We start from the raw sequence: 18,022 nt of genomic DNA, 5'->3' as shown, positions 1-18,022 counted from the left end.
CTGTATGAGAGCTGTTCTAGAGACATTGCTTGACTATGCCATTGATCAGGAATTGATCACGTCTTATGATCGTATCTATGCAAGAAATCGAGTTTTGTCCTTGTTGAAAGAAGAGAGCTGGGAGCCAACTAATGATCGGATCTCATATCATTATGTCAGCGATCTTCTTTCTCCTTTATGTGACTATGCGGTTAAAAAAGGAATCATTGAAGATACTTTGCGGAATCGGGATGCTTTTGACAGTGAAATCATGAATTGTTTTGTCAAACGACCTTCTGATTTGATTGAGACATTTTATGATAAATGCAAACAGGACCCTCAAAAGGCAACTTCCTATTTCTATCATATGAGTGTTGCCGATAATTACATTCGAAAAGACCGTATTGATAAAAATATTTCTTATAAGGCTAAAACCGAATATGGTACGATGGATATCACGATCAATCTTTCCAAGCCGGAAAAAGATCCTCGTGATATCGCGAAGGCTAAGTCAGTCGTTTCAACAAGTTATCCACAATGTGTACTTTGTAAAGAATGTGAAGGATATCATGGAAATGCAAACTGTGACGGCCGCAGCAATCACCGTGTGATTCCTGTAACATTAGACAACGACACGTGGTATCTACAATATTCACCTTATGTGTACTACAACGAACATTGTATCGTTCTATCAAAATCTCATACACCGATGAAAACTTGTCGTGAGACTTTCATCCGTTTATTTGATTTTGTGAAACAATTTCCTCATTACTTTATTGGGTCGAATGCAGATCTTCCTATCGTAGGGGGATCAATCTTGTCGCATGATCATTTTCAGGGAGGAAATTATAATTTTGCTATGGCAGATGCTAAAACTTACCAAACGTTTGATTTTGAGAATGGTGTTAAGGCATCGCGTTTATATTGGCCTTTGAGTGTATTGCGATTATCCTCTTCATCAACAGACGAACTGATTGATCTGGCAGCTCATATTCTGCAAGTTTGGAGAGATTATAGTGATCCGTCAATCGGCGTCTTAGCGCATACGCAAAACCAGCCGCACAATACGATCACAAGTATTGCCCGGTGTCGTAATGGTCAATATGAATTGGATCTTGTTTTTCGAAACAATCGTACAGATGAAGAACATCCGTTGGGTATTTTTCATCCTCATGAAGAGGTTCATCATATCAAAAAAGAGAATATTGGTTTGATCGAGGTCATGGGACTTGCCGTTCTACCGGCTCGATTGAAACAAGAAATGAATGATATGCGAGACTATTTGTTGTATGACAAATACACAGAGTCTATTGAATCTCACAAGAAATGGCTAGATACGATCCAATCAAAATACGATTGGAAGGAAGATACAGTTATGATAAACTTGCAGCAAGAAATCGCAACTGTGTTTGTGGAAGGACTTCGTCATTGTGGAATATTCTCCTTAGACGAAATAGGAAACGAAGCTTTTTTGAAACTGATTGAAACAGTAAAGGGGACATTTAAATGATCAATAAAGGAAGAGTAACCGTACCGACGGATGTGGATGTGATCGATGAGACGATCGATGTGATCAATCGTTGGAAAGCGGATGCAATTCGCGATTGTGACGGCACGGACATGCCGGAAGAATTGCGTAATATGGACATCAAACAATACGCAACCTATTACACCACTCGTAAAGACAACGAATGGGCCAAAGCAAATCCGGATGAAATCCAACAAATGTATTTGATGAGTGATTTTATCACGGCTAAATCGACTGAATTGAAGATCTGTATTATGAAACATTTCTATGCAGATCAGTTAAAACCGAATACGATCGACGATATTCACCGCTGGTGGGAAGTGATTGATCGAACGACAGATACTGTGATATCGGATTGGGATTATGATGAAGAAACTCGTGAAGTGACGATTCATAATACGATTCCGTACCATGCATATACAGTAAGTTTCTTGGCGTTTGTGATCTGGGATCCGGTTCACATGTACAATAGCTTGACCAATGAATGGGAAGGCGAAGAACATCAGATGACTTACGATGTGCGTCAGCCTAAAACACAAAAATATGTATTGGACAAATTCCGTCGTTTCTGTCAGGAAAGAACGGATGTCAACGTTGTTCGCTTCACGACTTTCTTCCATCAATTTACTTTACAATTTGATGAAAAAGCTCGTGAAAAATACGTCGACTGGTTTGGATATAGCGCCTCCGTTTCTCCTTATATCTTGAAACAATTTGAAGAGGAAGTAGGGTATCCTTTCCGACCGGAGTATATCATCAACAAAGGTTTCAATAACTCGACATTCTGTGTACCGACAAAGGAATACTTGGACTTCATGGATTTCCAGCAGCGTGAAGTTTGTAAACTTGCCAAGAAATTTGTTGATATTTGTCATGAATATGGCAAAGAAGCAATGATGTTCTTGGGTGATCACTGGATCGGAACAGAACCATATGGTAAGTATTTCAGTTCGATCGGGCTTGATGCGGTTGTTGGTTCCGTGGGCTCTGGTACTACCTTGCGTTTAATTTCTGATATTGAAGGGGTCAAATATACGGAAGGACGATTCCTTCCATACTTCTTCCCGGATACTTTCTATGACGGAGGAGATCCGTTACAAGAAGCGAAAATCAACTGGGTCACTGCCCGACGTGCTATTTTAAGAAGTCCGGTGGACCGTATCGGATATGGAGGTTATTTAAAACTGGCTTTAAAATTCCCAGAGTTCATTGATTATATTGAAAAAGTATGTGACGAATTCCGTGAATTATATTCACATATCAACCAACAAGAACCATATACTCATATGACGGTGGGTGTATTAAATAGTTGGGGTGAATTAAGACGATGGGGAACGCATTTAGTGCATCATGCGATCTGGTACAAACAGATCTATTCCTATACCGGGGTTATGGAAGCGCTGAGCGGATTCCCATTCCATGTTCGCTTTATTAGTTTCGATGATATCCGAAAAGATCCTGATACATTGAACGATGTCGATGTTTTGATCAATGTAGGTTCGGCATACACAAGTTTCAGCGGAGGAGAAGAGTTTGATGAAACGATCATTTCCACTTTACGCCGATATGTCGATCAAGGCGGGGGATTCATCGGTGTTGGAGAGCCAACTGCCTGCGCGAAGAATGGAAAGTATTTCACCCTGTACGATGTCTTAGGAGTCGATGAAGAATTAGGCTTCACCCTCCATACTGATAAGTACAATTGGGATAGTCACGATCACTTTATCGTGGAACAGTTAGAACATGAAGACTGGGGCGAATGCATCAACAATGTTTATGCACTGCCTGAAACGACAGTCATCCGTGATAAAGATCTTCATGTAAACCTTGCGTGCAACGAGTATGGAAAAGGCCGTTCTGTATACATCAATGGTCTTCCATTCAGTTTTGAGAACACACGCTTATTGTATCGTGCGATTTATTACGCAGCTCACAAAGAAGATGATTTGAAGAAATGGTATAGTGATAACTATAATTTAGATGTCAATGTATATCCATCGACAAACAGCTTCTGCGTTGTCAACAATACTTATGAACCACAGAAATCTATGATCTATAAAGGTGATGGAAGTTCATTTGAAGTTGACGTTCCAGCTTGCGGAATTCAATGGTTTGATATGGATTAATCGGATAAGAGTGCAAATTGCACTCTTTTTTTTTATAATAGATTCATGAAATCAATACAGTTTTTGATCAAGCCTGTTTCTGCGGCATGTAATATGGATTGTAAATATTGTTTTTATAAAGATGTTCATTCTTATCAAGAACAAGCGATTCCTTCAAACATTCTGTCATTAGAAACGATGCGAGCTTTGATCGATCAAAGTTTACCTTATGATGATGTAACTTTCGCTTTTCAGGGAGGAGAACCGACGCTAGCGGGTTTATCCTTTTATGAACAGTTTGTAAAAGAAGTACAAAATCGAAATCCGAAGGCGAGAATTCATTATTCTTTTCAAACAAACGGACTTGTGATCGATGATCGTTGGTGTGACTTCTTTAAGCGGCATGATGTTTTGGTCGGATTATCTCTGGATGGTCCGCAGGAATATCATGATTATTTCCGTCCTATCGGACAAAAGAAGAGCTACACAACGATCCTCAAGAATATTGGGATGTTAAAAAAACATCAAATTCGTTTCAATATCTTAACGGTATTGACCTCAACTTTATCCAAACATCCTGTTCAGTATTTTCGGTGGATCAAAGAATTAGATTTTCGTTATGTTCAGCTGATTCCTTGTTTACCGCCTTTAGGGACTGAAACGAGTCCTTATTCGTTAAAACCAAAACAATTTGCTCAATTTTACAAAGTATTGTTTCGTCTCTGGTTCAAAGAGTTTCAAAAAGGAAATTACTTCAGCATTTCATTTTTTGATAATTGGATCTTATTGCTGCAGGGAAGGACACCGTTTCAATGCGGCATGATGGGGCAGTGCACTTTTCAAAATATTATCGAATCGGACGGAAGTGTCTATCCTTGTGATTTTTATGCCTTTGACCAATGGCGTTGCGGAAACATCAAAGACGATTCCATTGAATCAATTCAAAACTCTCCCAAAGCACAGTCTTTTCTTCACCGCGAATCTTATTCAAGCAAGGCTTGTTTGACCTGTTCTTATATTGAGTATTGCCATCAAAACTGTCGGCGATGCCATATGATTTATTTTGATCAAAAATATTGTGGGTTACGGGATTTTCTGGATGAATCATTCCAAACGCTGTTGCATATCGCAAAGACAATATAAAAAGCCATTTCTTAGATTTGAAATGGCTTATTTTGTTGTTATTCGCACATATTAACGATAACGGCAGCACCTTGTCCTCCGCCAATGCAAAGGGAAGCAAGACCTGTTTTTAGATTGCGTTTTTTCATTTCATACAATAGAGTAACCAAGATTCGGTTTCCAGATGCACCTACCGGGTGTCCCAGCGCAATGGCACCTCCATTGACATTTGTCTTCTTAAGGAATGCTTCGCGATCCATCCCAGTTGCTTCTTCTAATTCGTGGATCACACCTAAGGATTGAGCTGCAAAGGCTTCATTTAACTCAATCAGTTCCATGTCCTCGATTTTTTTGTTTGCGTATTTTAATGCGTTCAAGATTGCAGGCGTTGGTCCAAGGCCCATCACACGAGGGTCTACACCGCCTTGTCCAAATCCGATAACTTCGGCAATTGGTTTCAAATTGTATTTCTTAACGGCATCTTCGCTGGCGACGATCGTAAAGCTGGCTCCGTCGTTGATTCCAGATGCATTTCCAGCTGTAACAGTACCGTCTTGAGAGAAGGCAGGACGAAGTTTTGCGAGTTTTTCCATGCTTGTTTGGCGTGGATGTTCATCCGTATCAAAGATCATTTCACCTTTTCGTGTTTTGTAGTTGATAGGCACGATTTCATCTTTGAATCGACCTGATTCAATGGCGGCTAAAGCTTTCTGTTGAGAAGCCAATGCAAATTCATCTTGCGCTTCTCTGGAAATATTGTATTTTTTTGCGATGTTATCGGCTGTAACACCCATATGAATGCCGTACATTGCATCGGTCAATCCATCATATAACATGGAATCGACCATGGTCATATTTCCGTTCTTAATCCCTTTACGAATGGTATATGGGGTTAAGAATGGGGCACGCGTCATTGATTCGACACCGCCGGCAACATACAAGTCCCCAAAATTAGCCTGGATTCTCAGACAAGCTTCCATGACTGCTTTCAATCCGGATCCGCAAAGCATATTGATGGACTGAGCGCAAACTTCAACGGGAATACCTGCGTTGAAGGCAACATGACGGGCAATATTCTGACCCAATCCAGCGGCAATCACGTTTCCAATCAAGACTTCATCCAGATCTTTGGGATCGATTTTTGCCTGCGCTATTGTTTCTTTTAAGACCGTAGCACCAAAATCTGCCACATCCACATCAGTCAAGGAACCCATAAAAGTTCCGATGGCACTTCGTTTTGCGGCAACAATATAAGCTTTTCTCATAATTTCACCTTTCTACTCAATGAGTTTATAGGGATAGAATAAGTCATAAAATATACATTTGTCAACACAGGAAAATTTGTTCAATTTGAGCATTTGTTTACATAAAATTTGAACAAAATACTAGTGAAATTTTTATAAAAAATAACTTGTTAATTTTTGCACAAACTTATTGACGGAAGATATCAATGTCAGTAAAATAACAGTGTATGAGAATTTTTTTATAACGTTTTCATGCTCACGATATCCAGAAATCGAATGGTTCAGGAAAAGAAAGGAGAACTTCATCTATGGATTTCAATTTGACAGAACAACAGAAAATGATGCAGAAGTTGTTCAGAGAAGTTGCGCAAAACGAAGTAAAAGAAAACGCAGCTGATGTTGACGAAAGCGAACGTTTCCCAAAAGAAAACGTAGAAGTTATGCGTCAAGCGAAAATGCTGGGTATCCCTTATTCTCGTGAATATGGCGGTGCCGGAGCTGACTACTTAAGCTATATCTTAGCGGTAGAAGAGCTTTCTAAAACTTGTGCAACAACAGGTGTTGTGCTGAGTGCACACACATCTTTAGGAACTTGGCCAATTGCTCAGTTTGGAACCGATGCACAGAAACAAAAATATCTTCCAGATCTTTGCACTGGTAAGAAATTAGCTGCTTTCGGTTTAACAGAACCTAACGCAGGTACTGATGCAGCCGGTCAACAGACAACTGCTGTATTAAAGGGAGATCATTACGTTTTGAACGGAACTAAGATCTTTATCACAAATGCAGGAGAAGCTGATGTTTATATCATCTTCGCGATGACTGACAAATCAAAAGGTACACATGGTATCTCTGCATTCATCGTTGAAAAAGGAATGCCTGGATTTACTTTTGGTCTTCATGAAAAGAAATTGGGAATCCGTGGTTCAGCTACCAGTGAGTTGATCTTTAATAATGTTGAGATCCCAGTTGAAAATTTATTAGGAAAAGAAGGACAGGGATTCAAGATTGCCATGCAGACATTGGATGGCGGTCGTATCGGTATCGCTGCACAGGCTTTAGGTATTGCACAGGGAGCGATTGATGAAGTAGTTCCTTACGTTAAAGCTCGTAAACAGTTCGGACGTCCAATCTCTAAATTCCAGAATACGCAATTCCAGCTGGCTGACATGCAATGTAAGACAGATGCTGCTCGTATGTTAGTTTATCGTGCTGCCATGGCTAAAGAAAATGGGGAACCATATACAGTATTGGCTGCCGAAGCAAAATTATTTGCAGCGGAAGTTGCAATGGAAGTCACTACAAAAGCTATCCAGCTGATGGGTGGTTACGGATATACTCGTGATCTGCCTGTTGAAAGAATGTTCCGTGATGCCAAGATCACTGAGATCTACGAAGGTACTTCAGAAGTACAACGTATGGTAATTTCCGGTGCGGTATTACGATAGAAAGGAATCGTTGAATATGAAAATTGTCGTTCTAGTAAAACAAGTACCAGATTCTACTGAGATCACTGTTGATAAGAACACTGGTACATTGGTACGTGATGGCGTTCCTAGTATCATCAACCCTGATGATTTAGCTGGGTTAGAAGCCGCTTTACAATTAAAAGATGCAAATCCAGATATCAAGATCTCGGTTGTATCGATGGGCCCTCCTCAAGCAAAAGGTATGTTGCAGGAAACAATCGCTCGTGGGGCAGACGATGCTTATTTGATCACTGACCGTCGTTTAGGTGGTGCGGATACATGTGCTACAAGTCGTACACTGGCTGCCGCTTTAAAGAAGATCGGTTTTGATTTGATCATTGCCGGACGTCAGGCTATCGATGGAGATACTGCTCAGGTTGGACCTCAAACAGCTGAACGCCTTGGTCTTCCACAGATCACTTATGTTGATGAGATCATTGACGTAACTCCAGAAAAGATCACTGTTAAAAAATCTTTGGAAGAAGAAGAACAGATCTTAACATCAACGATGCCTTGTGTATTGACTACTTTGTCAGGCATGAACAATCCTCGTTACATGAACTGTAATGATATTGTGGATTCTTTTGATAAACCAGTACACATCATGACTTTTGATGATTTGGATCTTGACCTTTCTGTAGTAGGTCTTGCAGGTTCTCCTACAAAAGTTCATGCAACATTTACAAAAGATGTTAGTGCAGAAACAAAGACTTATGATATGCCTGCACAAGAAGCTGCTGAATTAATTGCTCATACTTTGAAAGAAAAGCAATTGATCACAAAGTAGGAAGGAGAACAACATGGCAAAATTTGAAGGATACAAAGACATTTATGTATTTGTAGAACAAAAAAACGGAACCATTGCAGAAGTGGGTTATGAATTGATCTCTGAAGCAAGAAAACTTGTTGCCAGCATTCCTGAAATGGGATATCAGGTAGTCGGTGTTCTGTTAGGTTCTAACATTACAGATAAAGCACAGGAAGTGATTACTCACGGTGCAGATAAAGTCATCGTTGTTGATGATGAATTATTAAAAGATTACTCAACACAGTTCTATGCGGATGCATTGACTCAGATCATCAAAGAATTCAAACCAGATTCTTTCTTGACAGGAGCGACTGTATTAGGTCGTGACTTGGCACCACGTGTTGCTGCACGTATCAATGCCGGGTTAACAGCCGATGCCACTAAGATCGAGATCGATACAGAAAAAGCGAAAGACGGAGAAGCATTGTTATTAGTTACTCGTCCTACATTTGGCGGTAACTTGTTTGGTACGATCGTTTGCCCAGACACTCGTCCTCAGATGGCCACGATTCGTCCAAAAGTATTTGATATGGCTCCAGCTGATGCCGCTCGTACAGGAGAAGTGGTAACATTTGCTCCTAAGTGGGAAAGCACAGAACCACAGGTAACAATCGAAAAAGTTGTTGAAAAAATCATCGAAGGAGTAGACATCACAAAAGCAAATATCCTTGTAGGAGCTGGTCGTGGTGCCGAAGGATGTCTGGATGTTTTACAAGCTTGTGCTAAAGAATTAGACGGCGTTGTTTGTGCAACTCGTGCCGTTGTTGAAGATGGCTATATGGACAAGAGTTTACAGGTAGGACAAACTGGTAAAACCGTACGTCCATCTCTTTATATTGCCTGCGGTATTTCTGGTGCTGTTCAGCACGTTGCCGGTATGGAAAAATCCGATATGATCATTGCGATCAACCGTGATCCTCAGGCAGAGATCTTCACAATTGCCAACATGGGATTTGTGGGAGATGTAAACGAAGTACTGCCATTATTAGTTGAAGAAATCAAAAAAGCAAAAGCTGCTTAAGGAGGATATTCACTATGACATTAAAAGTTGGTGTAGTTGGCGCCGGTACAATGGGACAGGGGATCGCAAATGCATTTGCGAGCGCTGGAAACCAAGTTACTGTCGTTGATGTGAAATTGGAATGGGCACAGAATGGTGTCAATAAGATCTTTGCTTCTAAAGACAAATTAGTTTCTCGTGGAAAGATTACAGAAGAAGCTGCCAATCAGGCTAAAGCAAACTTAAAAGCTGGGGTATACGAAGATTTGGCAGATGCAGATCTGATCGTAGAAGCTGTTTTGGAAGTGATGAACGTGAAAAAAGAACTGTTCACAAAATTAGATGAAATCGTTAAAGACGACTGCATCTTCGGTTCGAACACTTCTAGCTTGAGTATCACAGAAATTGCTAACGGAGTTAAACATCCTGTGATCGGTATGCATTTCTTTAACCCTGCAGATCGTATGAAACTCGTTGAAGTGATTTCAGGAGCAAATACACCTGCCGAAGTAAAAGACAAAGTTATCGAAATTTCTAAAGCCATTGGAAAGACTCCTGTTGAAGTGAATGAAGGTCCAGGATTCGTAGTCAACCGTATCTTGGTACCTATGATCAATGAAGCAACTTTCATTCTTCAGGAAGGAATTGCTTCGGCTAGCGATATCGATACAGCTATGCAATTAGGAGCTAACCATCCGATGGGTCCTCTGGCATTAGGAGACTTGATTGGTTTGGATATCGTAGAAGCTATCATGGATGTACTGTATCATGAAACAGGCGATTCTAAATATCGTGCAAGTACTTTGTTGCGTAAAATGGTACGTGCCGGTAAATTAGGACGTAAAACAGGAGAAGGTTTCTACAAATATTAATCGATAAATCGATGAAATTGAGGCGGAACGTTCCAGTTTCGCCTTTTTTAAAAAGAAAGGATATAACCATGGAAAATGTTATTTTAGAAAAACAGGGACATGTCTCTATTATTACGATCAATCGTGAAAAAGCGTTGAATGCTTTGAGCACAGCGGTTTTAAAAGACTTGGAAGAGGCTGTTCAAACCGTTGAAAATGATGCCGATACCTATTGTGCCATCATTACTGGAGCAGGTTCTAAGAGCTTTGTAGCAGGTGCAGATATTGCCGAAATGAAGGATAAGAATGTAGAAGAAGCTGCCGAATATGGTGCATATGGAAACAAGATCTTCCGTATGATCGAAACAATGCATTGCCCAGTGATCGCAGCAGTCAATGGTTTCGCTTTAGGCGGCGGTTGTGAATTAGCGATGAGCTGTGATATTCGTATTGCCAGCGAAAATGCTGTTTTCGGCCAGCCTGAAGTCGGATTGGGTATTACACCTGGATTTGGCGGTACACAACGTTTAGCTCGTCTGGTACCTGCTGGAATCGCAAAAGAAATGATTTTTACTGCACGCAATATCAAAGCAGACAAAGCATTGGCGATTGGCTTAGTCAACTCTGTTGTACCTTCAGAAGATTTGATGCCAACTGTTTTAAAAATGGCCAACGGTATTGCGAAAAATGCACCAATTGCTGTTAGCCTGGCAAAAAAAGCAATCAACGAAGGTCTTCAGACTGACATTGATGGAGGCATCCAGATCGAGGTAAAACGTTTCTCGGATTGTTTCGCTACCGAAGATCAGACATACGGAATGGAATGTTTTGTCAATAAGGTAAAAGAAAAAGAATTTAAAAATAAATAGGAGGGTTTCGCATGGCAAAAATATTATCAGCTGAAGAAGCTGTCTCCATGATCAAAGATGGAGATACAGTGGGAATCAGTGGATTTATTGGAATGGGGCATCCTCAGGAATTGAGTATTGCCGTTGAAAACAGTTTCTTAAATACCGGCCATCCGCGCGATCTAACTGTAATGTTCTCAGCTGGAATGGGTGACGGAACGGACAAATTAGGAGCGAATCATCTTGGGCATGAAGGATTATTAAAACGAATCGTTGTAGGCCACTGGGGTTTGATTCCTACATTCCAAAAACTTGTTTTTGAAAATAAAGTAGAAGGGTATAACCTGCCATTAGGAACCATTTCGTTATTATTCCGTGAAATTGCCGGACATCGCCCTGGAGTCATCACAAAAATCGGTTTAAAAACTTTTGTGGATCCTCGCTTGGAAGGCGCAAAAATGAACGAAAAGACAAGACAAGCGGAAGATCTTGTTGAACTCATTGAAATGGATGGGGAAGAATGGTTACGTTACAAATCTTTCCCGGTCAATGTTGCTTTACTTCGTGGAACATACGCCGATGAAGATGGAAATGTCGTCATGACACAAGAAGCGGGAACACTTGATTCCTTATCCATTGCGCAGGCTGCGAAAAATTCCGGTGGAAAAGTTATTGTTCAGGTGAAGGAAATCGTACAGAATGGTACGCTGTCCGCACGAGATGTAAAGATTCCAGGAATCTATGTGGATGCCCTTGTTATTGGCAAACCTGAAAATCATTGGCAAACTTATTCACAAGAATACAATCCTTCTTACTCTGGAGAAGTGCGAGTCCCTGTCGATTCCATTGAACCGATGCCATTGAATGCTCGTAAAGTGGTTTGTCGAAGAGCTGCTATGGAACTTGATCCAAGCGCAATCATCAACCTGGGAATCGGTATGCCAGAAGGAATCGCAAACGTAGCCAATGAAGAAGGACTTCCTGGATTGAAACTGACTGTTGAAACTGGAGGAATCGGCGGCGTTCCTATGAGCGGCACTGCATTTGGAGCTTGTACGAACCCAGATGCGATGATCGATCAGCCATATCAGTTTGATTTCTATGATGGCGGCGGGCTGGATCAGGCATTCTTAGGTTTGGCAGAATGCGATCGCCACGGAAATATCAACGTTTCTCGATTTGGTCCGAAGATTGCCGGTTGCGGTGGATTTATCAATATCACGCAGACAGCTCCTGTTGTTGTCTATTGTGGTACCTTTACTGCCAAAGGTCTAAAAGAAAAGATCGGCAATGGCAAACTTGAGATTCTCCAAGAAGGACAAATCAAAAAGTTTAAAAATGAGGTCGAACAGATTACCTTTGCGGCTGAATATGCAGCGCAGACGGGACAAAAAGTTCTTTACATCACAGAACGTGCCGTTTTCGAACTGTTAGATGGGGTTTTGACATTGACCGAAATTGCTCCAGGTGTTGATCTTGAAAAAGATGTCTTGGGACAGATGGAATTTAAACCGGCAATTGCACCGGATTTAAAACTGATGGACGCTCGCATTTTCGAAGATCAGCCGATGGGACTTAAAAAGTAAAGTTTAGGAGTACTGCACAGTACTCCTTTTTGAAAAGGAGCGGATGACATGTTATTTTTTAGAAACGATTATGGACAAGGTTGTATTCCAGAAATCATGGAGCTGTTAAATTGTACCAACTTAAATAGCTTTGTAGGTTATGGAGAAGATGAATTGTGTTCGCAGGCAAGATCGATGATCCAGTCAAAAATGCCCGATTATGATGTCGATATTCATTTTATCTCCGGAGGTACTTTAACCAATAAAACGGTTATTTCCTCTATCTTACGCCCATTTGAAGCAGTGATTTCTTGTGATACCGGACATATTGCTACCCACGAAACGGGGGCTATCGAATCAACAGGCCATAAAGTCATCACTGTTCCCAATGTCGATGGAAAGCTGACGCCTGCATTGATTCGCAAAGCGTTTGATGAACATATGTTGACTTATGAGCATTTAGTCTATCCTAAAATGGTATATATTTCGAATTCGACAGAATTTGGAACGGTCTACTCTCGAAGCGAAATGGAAGCCATTGTTGCGGTTTGTAAGGAATTAAATCTTTATTTGTATATGGATGGGGCGCGATTGGGCACAGCTTTAATGTCGGGTGTTGATTATACGCTAAATGATTTGGCAAATTGGTGCGATGTTTTTTACATTGGCGGAACAAAGAATGGAGCTTTGATGGGAGAAGCTGTTGTGATCTGTAATGACGCGTTAAAACCTTACTTTCGTTTCTGCATGAAACAAAATGGGGCAATGATGGCCAAAGGCTGGCTTTTAGGAATTCAATTTAAAGGTTTATTTGAAAATGATTCCTTCTATCGTGTCGCTCAGCATGCGAATTCCATGGCACAAAAATTACAAGATGCTTTATCGGAATTGAAGTATCCGTTTTTAATGAAAAGTGATACCAACCAAATCTTTCCAATCGTCACGAAAAAAGAATATGATTTTTTATCATCAGCGGTCGACTTTGAGGTTTGGGAAAAACAAGATCAAAACATTGCGATTCGCTTTGTGACCAGTTGGACAACTACCCAGGAAGATCTTGATCAATTGATCGAATATTTAAAACAAGCAAAAGCACTCGAAGACTAAATCGAGTGCTTTTTTAGCTGAGATTGATAACACCATCCTAGAACACCGTCTTTTTTGATTTGAACCCGGTCTTGATATTCGCGAACAATTTTTACTTCATCATTGACTCGCAGAGGAATTTGATAATTTGTATAGTCAGTCGCATACAGTTGACCATGTCGTACTTGTAAAAAGGAATTATCCACCCAAAAAGACCGGTTGATATATGGTGAATAGACATACGACTGCAGTTTTTCTTTTTTTAATAATTCAACTTGACCATGATTCCAAGTCATAAAGAAGGGAATCTGAGTATGATAGGGAACTTCTTCTGTAACGGTCGCTTTCTCTAATAGATCACAGCGCTTAATTTCTACATAGTGATTTTGGAATATCAAAGCATTTAATTGTCCACCTTTTTTAACGATATTGCCGCCATCAATGCAGTATATATTTTTTTCAGCAGAATATAACGGATCAAAATGCGCAATATGTCGCTGATATTCAGTCACCGGCATATGACCACAAATGACTGTTTTTATAAATCTTGGTGCAGACTCTAAAAAAAGCGGAGTGGTCATAGGAATTCGAAAATCATCTCCATAATTCTGTTCGTTCAAGATTCCGGCATGCGTAAAGATCATAGAATCCGTTTCCAGAATATGAGGCAGGTCGTTACAAAACGCCAATTCTTCATAATATTGACGACGTAAACTCTGACAGAACTCTTCCATATCGGTATCCGGATGAAATTCCATTCCGATTGCAGAAGCCATTTCGTGTAATATGGATTTTTTTCGAATCAGTAAGATTTGTTTTAAAAAGTCCAGGCGATAGGAAAGGAAAGCGTTTTTGATCGTAAAGTCGCAATTTCCCATCAATGCATGGACTTCACCCTGTTTGGTTTGTTGGATGATCGTTTGTAACGTTTCAAGATTTTTAGGACCTTTTTCAATGAGATCTCCCAACAATAACAAGCGGTCTGTTCCGGCTTGATAATCGCATTCGTCTAATAATTTTAAATAAGCATCCAGATTGCCATGGATGTCGCTGATGACGATCGTCCTTTTGGATTTCCATGGATCTAGATGCTTGATGATGGGTTTTCTATTCATATTGGAATAAAAAATCCAGAAACAGGGGAGCCTCTTGTTCCCAGTCACTTTCGGTATGAGCGCCTTCTGGTTTTACATTAAACTGGATATGCGCTCCTTTTTTTAATAGACGATTTGCGATTTCCGTAACAATCTTAGTTTCCTGAATAAAAGCATGCTTGGTAGATCCTTCTAAAGCACCCCAGGAGAAATAGAAGGAAGATGGACCGACAAAATCGGTATGATCCGCTTCTAAAAGAAAATATTCTGAAGTGGGGATCACATAAGGGGATAGAACCAATGAACGAGAATATACATCGTTATGGCGCATTCCCGCATAAAGTGCCATGGCCCCTCCGCAGCTTGAGCCTCCGATCCAAGTTGTTTCTCTTTGTGAAAGAGTCGGGAAATGGTGATCGATGTAAGGTTTCAATTCATGGATGAAGAAATCCATCGTGGCTTCTCCATAGCCTTCACCCATTGCTTGTAATTCTTCATCTGCAAATGGATAAGGACTGTATTCATAGAGACGATCGTTGTCATGATGACTGCATTCTTGTCCGACGACGATCAATTCTTTTTGGTTCCAAAGAATCTGATTGGCTAGATTCCATGATTTTCCATAGGTTGCATCTTCGTCATTGAATAGATTATGTCCATCGAACATATAAAGGACAGGGTATCTTTTTTGTGAATAGAGATAGTCATCGGGAAGATACATATGAATCGTACGCTGTTCATGGAATTGCGTCATGATTCTGTCAAACTTTAAGATCACTGTTCTGATCCTTTCCTAATGTTTCCTGAAAAGCGGCCTTGAAAAAGGCACTTCTTTCTTCCGGGGTCTTAAAACGCGCAGAGATCGTAACATCTCCCATCGTTGCGGCATATGCTTCCGGCAAGTAGATCGTACTCAACCATTGGTCCTTGAACATTTGTTCCAATTCTTTAACACGATATTTATACGAGATTGAATTTCTGCGACCGGCAAAACCTGCAGATTCTCTGGCAATATTCATATAATCACCTTGTTGAGTGATCAAAACCTGGGCCCAGATGTCATATACATCTAAAGATCCGGCATAATTCATCAGATCCGGGGCAAAACCTCCCGGAGGGCGGAAGTTGACTTCCAATCCTATAACCGTACCTTTTTTGCCTAACCCTTTTTTCTCTTTGCTTAATCGGAAAAATTCACAATGAAAGAAACGATTTTTTAAATGAAAGGCATGGATCGTACGCTGGGCAATATCTCGATATTCATCACTGATCGTAAAAGCTGTATAAGCTCCGATCGATTGTTGATATTGGACGCTGTCCATACAGTTGCCTACATATTCTAGAGAATTTAAGTAACGAATCGTTCCCTGAGCATCGCAAATGCCATCTAGTGTAAACACATCACCTTCAATGTATTCTTCTAAGATCATCTGCACCTTCGGGGCCACATGAAGATACTTTTTTAAATCCTCATCATTTTTGATCGTATAGGTAAAAGAAGCGCCCACTCCATGATCTGGTTTTAATACAAGGGGATAGCCGATCTTATGAGCAAATTCGAGAGCTTTCTTCTCACTTTCCACCAGATAATATCTTGCGGTAGGAATGCCGGCATCCTCGTAGTATTTTTTCATGGCTGCTTTGCTTTGGTATTCTGTGATTGTCTTCAAATCAAATCCTGTGGTCACATTAAAATCATCCCGCAAGCGAGCATCTAAAGATAACCAAGCTTCATTATTGGATTCGATCCAGTCGATTTTTCCATATTTAAAAGTAAAATAGCCGACAGCTCGAATCATTTCATCATAATTGTTGAAATTATTGACAACATAACATTCATCAATGTTTTGAATCAAATTCGGATTCAAATTTTCATAGGCAGTATCCACGATCGCAAGAACCGTTGCACCATACTTTTTTAATCCCCGGCAAAAGAGCCAATAATTATCCGGGTAGTTGGGGGATATCAATACAAAATTCATACTTTTTTCTCCTTTAAGATCGCATGATCGATCGCCATGATCGTCTTGGCGTCGATGATCTTTCCGTTTCTTGTCATCTCGTAAGCTTCATGAATGGGGATCCATTGACATTCGATTTCTTCATCTTCATCCATGGTCAGTCGTTGTTTTACGGGGATAGGATCGATCGCCTCATAGATCCAGATTCTTTCATCACAAAAGCCAGGCGTCGAGACAAAAGATTGAATCAGCTGTAACTCTTTGCATGTATAGCCTGCTTCTTCATTGAGTTCTCGCAAACCGGCTTTTAGAGGATCTTCTCCATACTCCAGTTTTCCGGCAGGGATCTCTAAGGTCATTTGATCGATGGCAGGTCTCATTTGTTGAACCAACAGAATTTTTTGGTCGATGATCACTAAAACGCCCACACCACCTGGATGACGAATAATGTCTCGAAGATAATCTTTGCCTTTTATCTTTACGGTTTTTTGATTCAAAGTGAAGATCAATCCCTTGTAAATTATCTTTTCTTCCATGAGCTTACATCTTCTTTCATTGATTTTCATTATACCAAAAGTTAAGGCTCTCGAAAAGAGAGCCTTAGTTAATTTGTGCTAAAATTGCCTCAGAAATGGCGCGGGCAATCATGTCCTGAAAGTGTTCATCGGTTAGATTTTGCACATCTTGTTCATTTGTTAGATATCCGATCTGTATCAATAAAGAGGGAAGATCCGAATCTTGTAAAATAGAGAAGTTATCATAATGATCACTATCCAGTCCGTCAAAGCGGGAATAGTTGATTGCCATCAATTTATCGTTGATCGCATTGGCAAGATCGATCAGATCCGCGTTGGGATGAGTAAAAAATGAATATCCTTTGATCGTTGTATCCACATCATCTGCCATCTGGATACTGATCAAATAGTCAGCCTCGTTTTGTTTTGCGATTTGAACTCTTGGGTTCTCTGAGCTGTTGTCACTTGTTTCTTGAATTGTCGTATCATCCGATCTGGTATATACAACATGATAATCGGCTTGGGACAAATACTCGCCGATCTTTAAAACCAAGGCAAGGTTAAGATCTTTTTCCATGGTTTCATCATTGATCACATATCCGGTGTCATTTCCGCCGTTCGCTGCATCCAAGCATATCGTAGCTTGCGATTTAGACAAACCTATGTCGATATTATCGTTTGTGCGAGCTTGTGAAGTCGTATTTGTCGGGGTTCGCAGTTGAGGATCTTGACTGGAAGAAAGATTTGGCTGAACGATCAAAGCCATAAATAAAGCAACGATTAAAAACCATAATGCTCTTTTCATTCCGTCACCCCCTTGAAGTGGTATCATCATATCATAAATCTT

16 protein-coding genes are annotated in these 18,022 nt (G+C 40.4%); 10 read left to right on the top strand and 6 right to left on the bottom strand.

The genetic code is table 11. From position 1 onward, the window contains the following. Positions 1–4: 4 nt before the first annotated feature. The 3 genes from Q0J48_RS00250 to Q0J48_RS00240 are packed head-to-tail and all read left to right on the top strand — an operon-like array spanning position 5 to position 4,755. Complete coding sequence (locus Q0J48_RS00250; protein ID WP_296240455.1) at positions 5–1,489, top strand: UDP-glucose--hexose-1-phosphate uridylyltransferase; 1,485 nt, start codon at positions 5–7, stop codon at positions 1,487–1,489. After that, a complete protein-coding gene (gene gnpA, locus Q0J48_RS00245) occupies positions 1,486–3,633 on the top strand; it encodes a 1,3-beta-galactosyl-N-acetylhexosamine phosphorylase (RefSeq protein WP_296240454.1) in 2,148 nt (715 codons plus the stop codon). Before Q0J48_RS00250 ends, gnpA begins: the two co-directional genes overlap by 4 nt. Before the next feature lie 45 nt (positions 3,634–3,678). Continuing rightward, positions 3,679–4,755: a radical SAM protein gene (locus Q0J48_RS00240; RefSeq protein WP_296240453.1), complete on the top strand. Its 1,077-nt coding sequence runs from the start codon at positions 3,679–3,681 to the stop codon at positions 4,753–4,755. Positions 4,756–4,793: 38 nt separating this feature from the next. On the opposite strand, the gene Q0J48_RS00235 is transcribed toward Q0J48_RS00240, so the two are convergent. Continuing rightward, entirely contained in the window at positions 4,794–5,999 is a 1,206-nt protein-coding gene (locus Q0J48_RS00235; RefSeq protein ID WP_296240448.1) for an acetyl-CoA C-acetyltransferase, read from the bottom strand. Between the two features lie 287 nt (positions 6,000–6,286). Between Q0J48_RS00235 and Q0J48_RS00230 the strand changes: the two genes are divergently transcribed. The 7 genes from Q0J48_RS00230 (at position 6,287) to Q0J48_RS00200 (ending at position 13,626) form a co-directional block, all read left to right on the top strand. Then, positions 6,287–7,426, top strand: a complete 1,140-nt coding sequence (locus Q0J48_RS00230; RefSeq protein WP_296240431.1) for an acyl-CoA dehydrogenase — start codon at positions 6,287–6,289, stop codon at positions 7,424–7,426. A 16-nt stretch (positions 7,427–7,442) separates the two neighbouring features. Next, complete coding sequence (locus tag Q0J48_RS00225; RefSeq protein ID WP_296240424.1) at positions 7,443–8,234, top strand: electron transfer flavoprotein subunit beta/FixA family protein; 792 nt, start codon at positions 7,443–7,445, stop codon at positions 8,232–8,234. Positions 8,235–8,247: 13 nt separating this feature from the next. Then, a complete protein-coding gene (locus Q0J48_RS00220; protein ID WP_296240416.1) occupies positions 8,248–9,276 on the top strand; it encodes an electron transfer flavoprotein subunit alpha/FixB family protein in 1,029 nt (342 codons plus the stop codon). A 14-nt stretch (positions 9,277–9,290) separates the two neighbouring features. Beyond that, a complete protein-coding gene (locus Q0J48_RS00215) occupies positions 9,291–10,127 on the top strand; it encodes a 3-hydroxyacyl-CoA dehydrogenase NAD-binding domain-containing protein (protein ID WP_296240409.1) in 837 nt (278 codons plus the stop codon). Positions 10,128–10,195: 68 nt separating this feature from the next. After that, positions 10,196–10,975 (top strand): enoyl-CoA hydratase-related protein, encoded by a 780-nt coding sequence (locus tag Q0J48_RS00210; protein WP_296240408.1) that lies wholly within the window; start codon positions 10,196–10,198, stop codon positions 10,973–10,975. 11 nt (positions 10,976–10,986) lie between these two features. Further along, positions 10,987–12,540 (top strand): acyl CoA:acetate/3-ketoacid CoA transferase, encoded by a 1,554-nt coding sequence (locus Q0J48_RS00205; protein WP_296240405.1) that lies wholly within the window; start codon positions 10,987–10,989, stop codon positions 12,538–12,540. Positions 12,541–12,588: 48 nt separating this feature from the next. After that, positions 12,589–13,626 carry an aminotransferase class V-fold PLP-dependent enzyme gene (locus tag Q0J48_RS00200; protein ID WP_296240404.1) on the top strand — a complete coding sequence of 346 codons (1,038 nt, stop codon included), beginning with the start codon at positions 12,589–12,591 and terminating at the stop codon, positions 13,624–13,626. Here the strand turns inward: Q0J48_RS00200 and Q0J48_RS00195 are convergent. The 5 genes from Q0J48_RS00195 to Q0J48_RS00175 form a co-directional block, all read right to left on the bottom strand. Then, positions 13,623–14,720, bottom strand: a complete 1,098-nt coding sequence (locus Q0J48_RS00195; protein ID WP_296240402.1) for a metallophosphoesterase — start codon at positions 14,718–14,720, stop codon at positions 13,623–13,625. The genes Q0J48_RS00200 and Q0J48_RS00195 overlap by 4 nt on opposite strands. Then, positions 14,713–15,477 carry an alpha/beta hydrolase-fold protein gene (locus Q0J48_RS00190; RefSeq protein ID WP_296240397.1) on the bottom strand — a complete coding sequence of 255 codons (765 nt, stop codon included), beginning with the start codon at positions 15,475–15,477 and terminating at the stop codon, positions 14,713–14,715. The genes Q0J48_RS00195 and Q0J48_RS00190 overlap by 8 nt, the downstream gene beginning before the upstream one ends. After that, positions 15,461–16,681 (bottom strand): ATP-grasp domain-containing protein, encoded by a 1,221-nt coding sequence (locus Q0J48_RS00185; RefSeq protein WP_296240385.1) that lies wholly within the window; start codon positions 16,679–16,681, stop codon positions 15,461–15,463. Before Q0J48_RS00185 ends, Q0J48_RS00190 begins: the two co-directional genes overlap by 17 nt. Beyond that, complete coding sequence (locus Q0J48_RS00180) at positions 16,678–17,196, bottom strand: NUDIX hydrolase (RefSeq protein WP_296240377.1); 519 nt, start codon at positions 17,194–17,196, stop codon at positions 16,678–16,680. Before Q0J48_RS00180 ends, Q0J48_RS00185 begins: the two co-directional genes overlap by 4 nt. Positions 17,197–17,260: 64 nt before the next feature. Then, a complete protein-coding gene (locus Q0J48_RS00175) occupies positions 17,261–17,980 on the bottom strand; it encodes an N-acetylmuramoyl-L-alanine amidase (RefSeq protein ID WP_296240369.1) in 720 nt (239 codons plus the stop codon). Positions 17,981–18,022 lie beyond the last annotated feature (42 nt).

It is taken from the genome of uncultured Faecalicoccus sp. (assembly GCF_944325745.1).
Taxonomy (GTDB): domain Bacteria; phylum Bacillota_I; class Bacilli_A; order Erysipelotrichales; family Erysipelotrichaceae; genus Faecalicoccus.
This window is presented reverse-complemented; position numbering and strand designations above follow the sequence as displayed.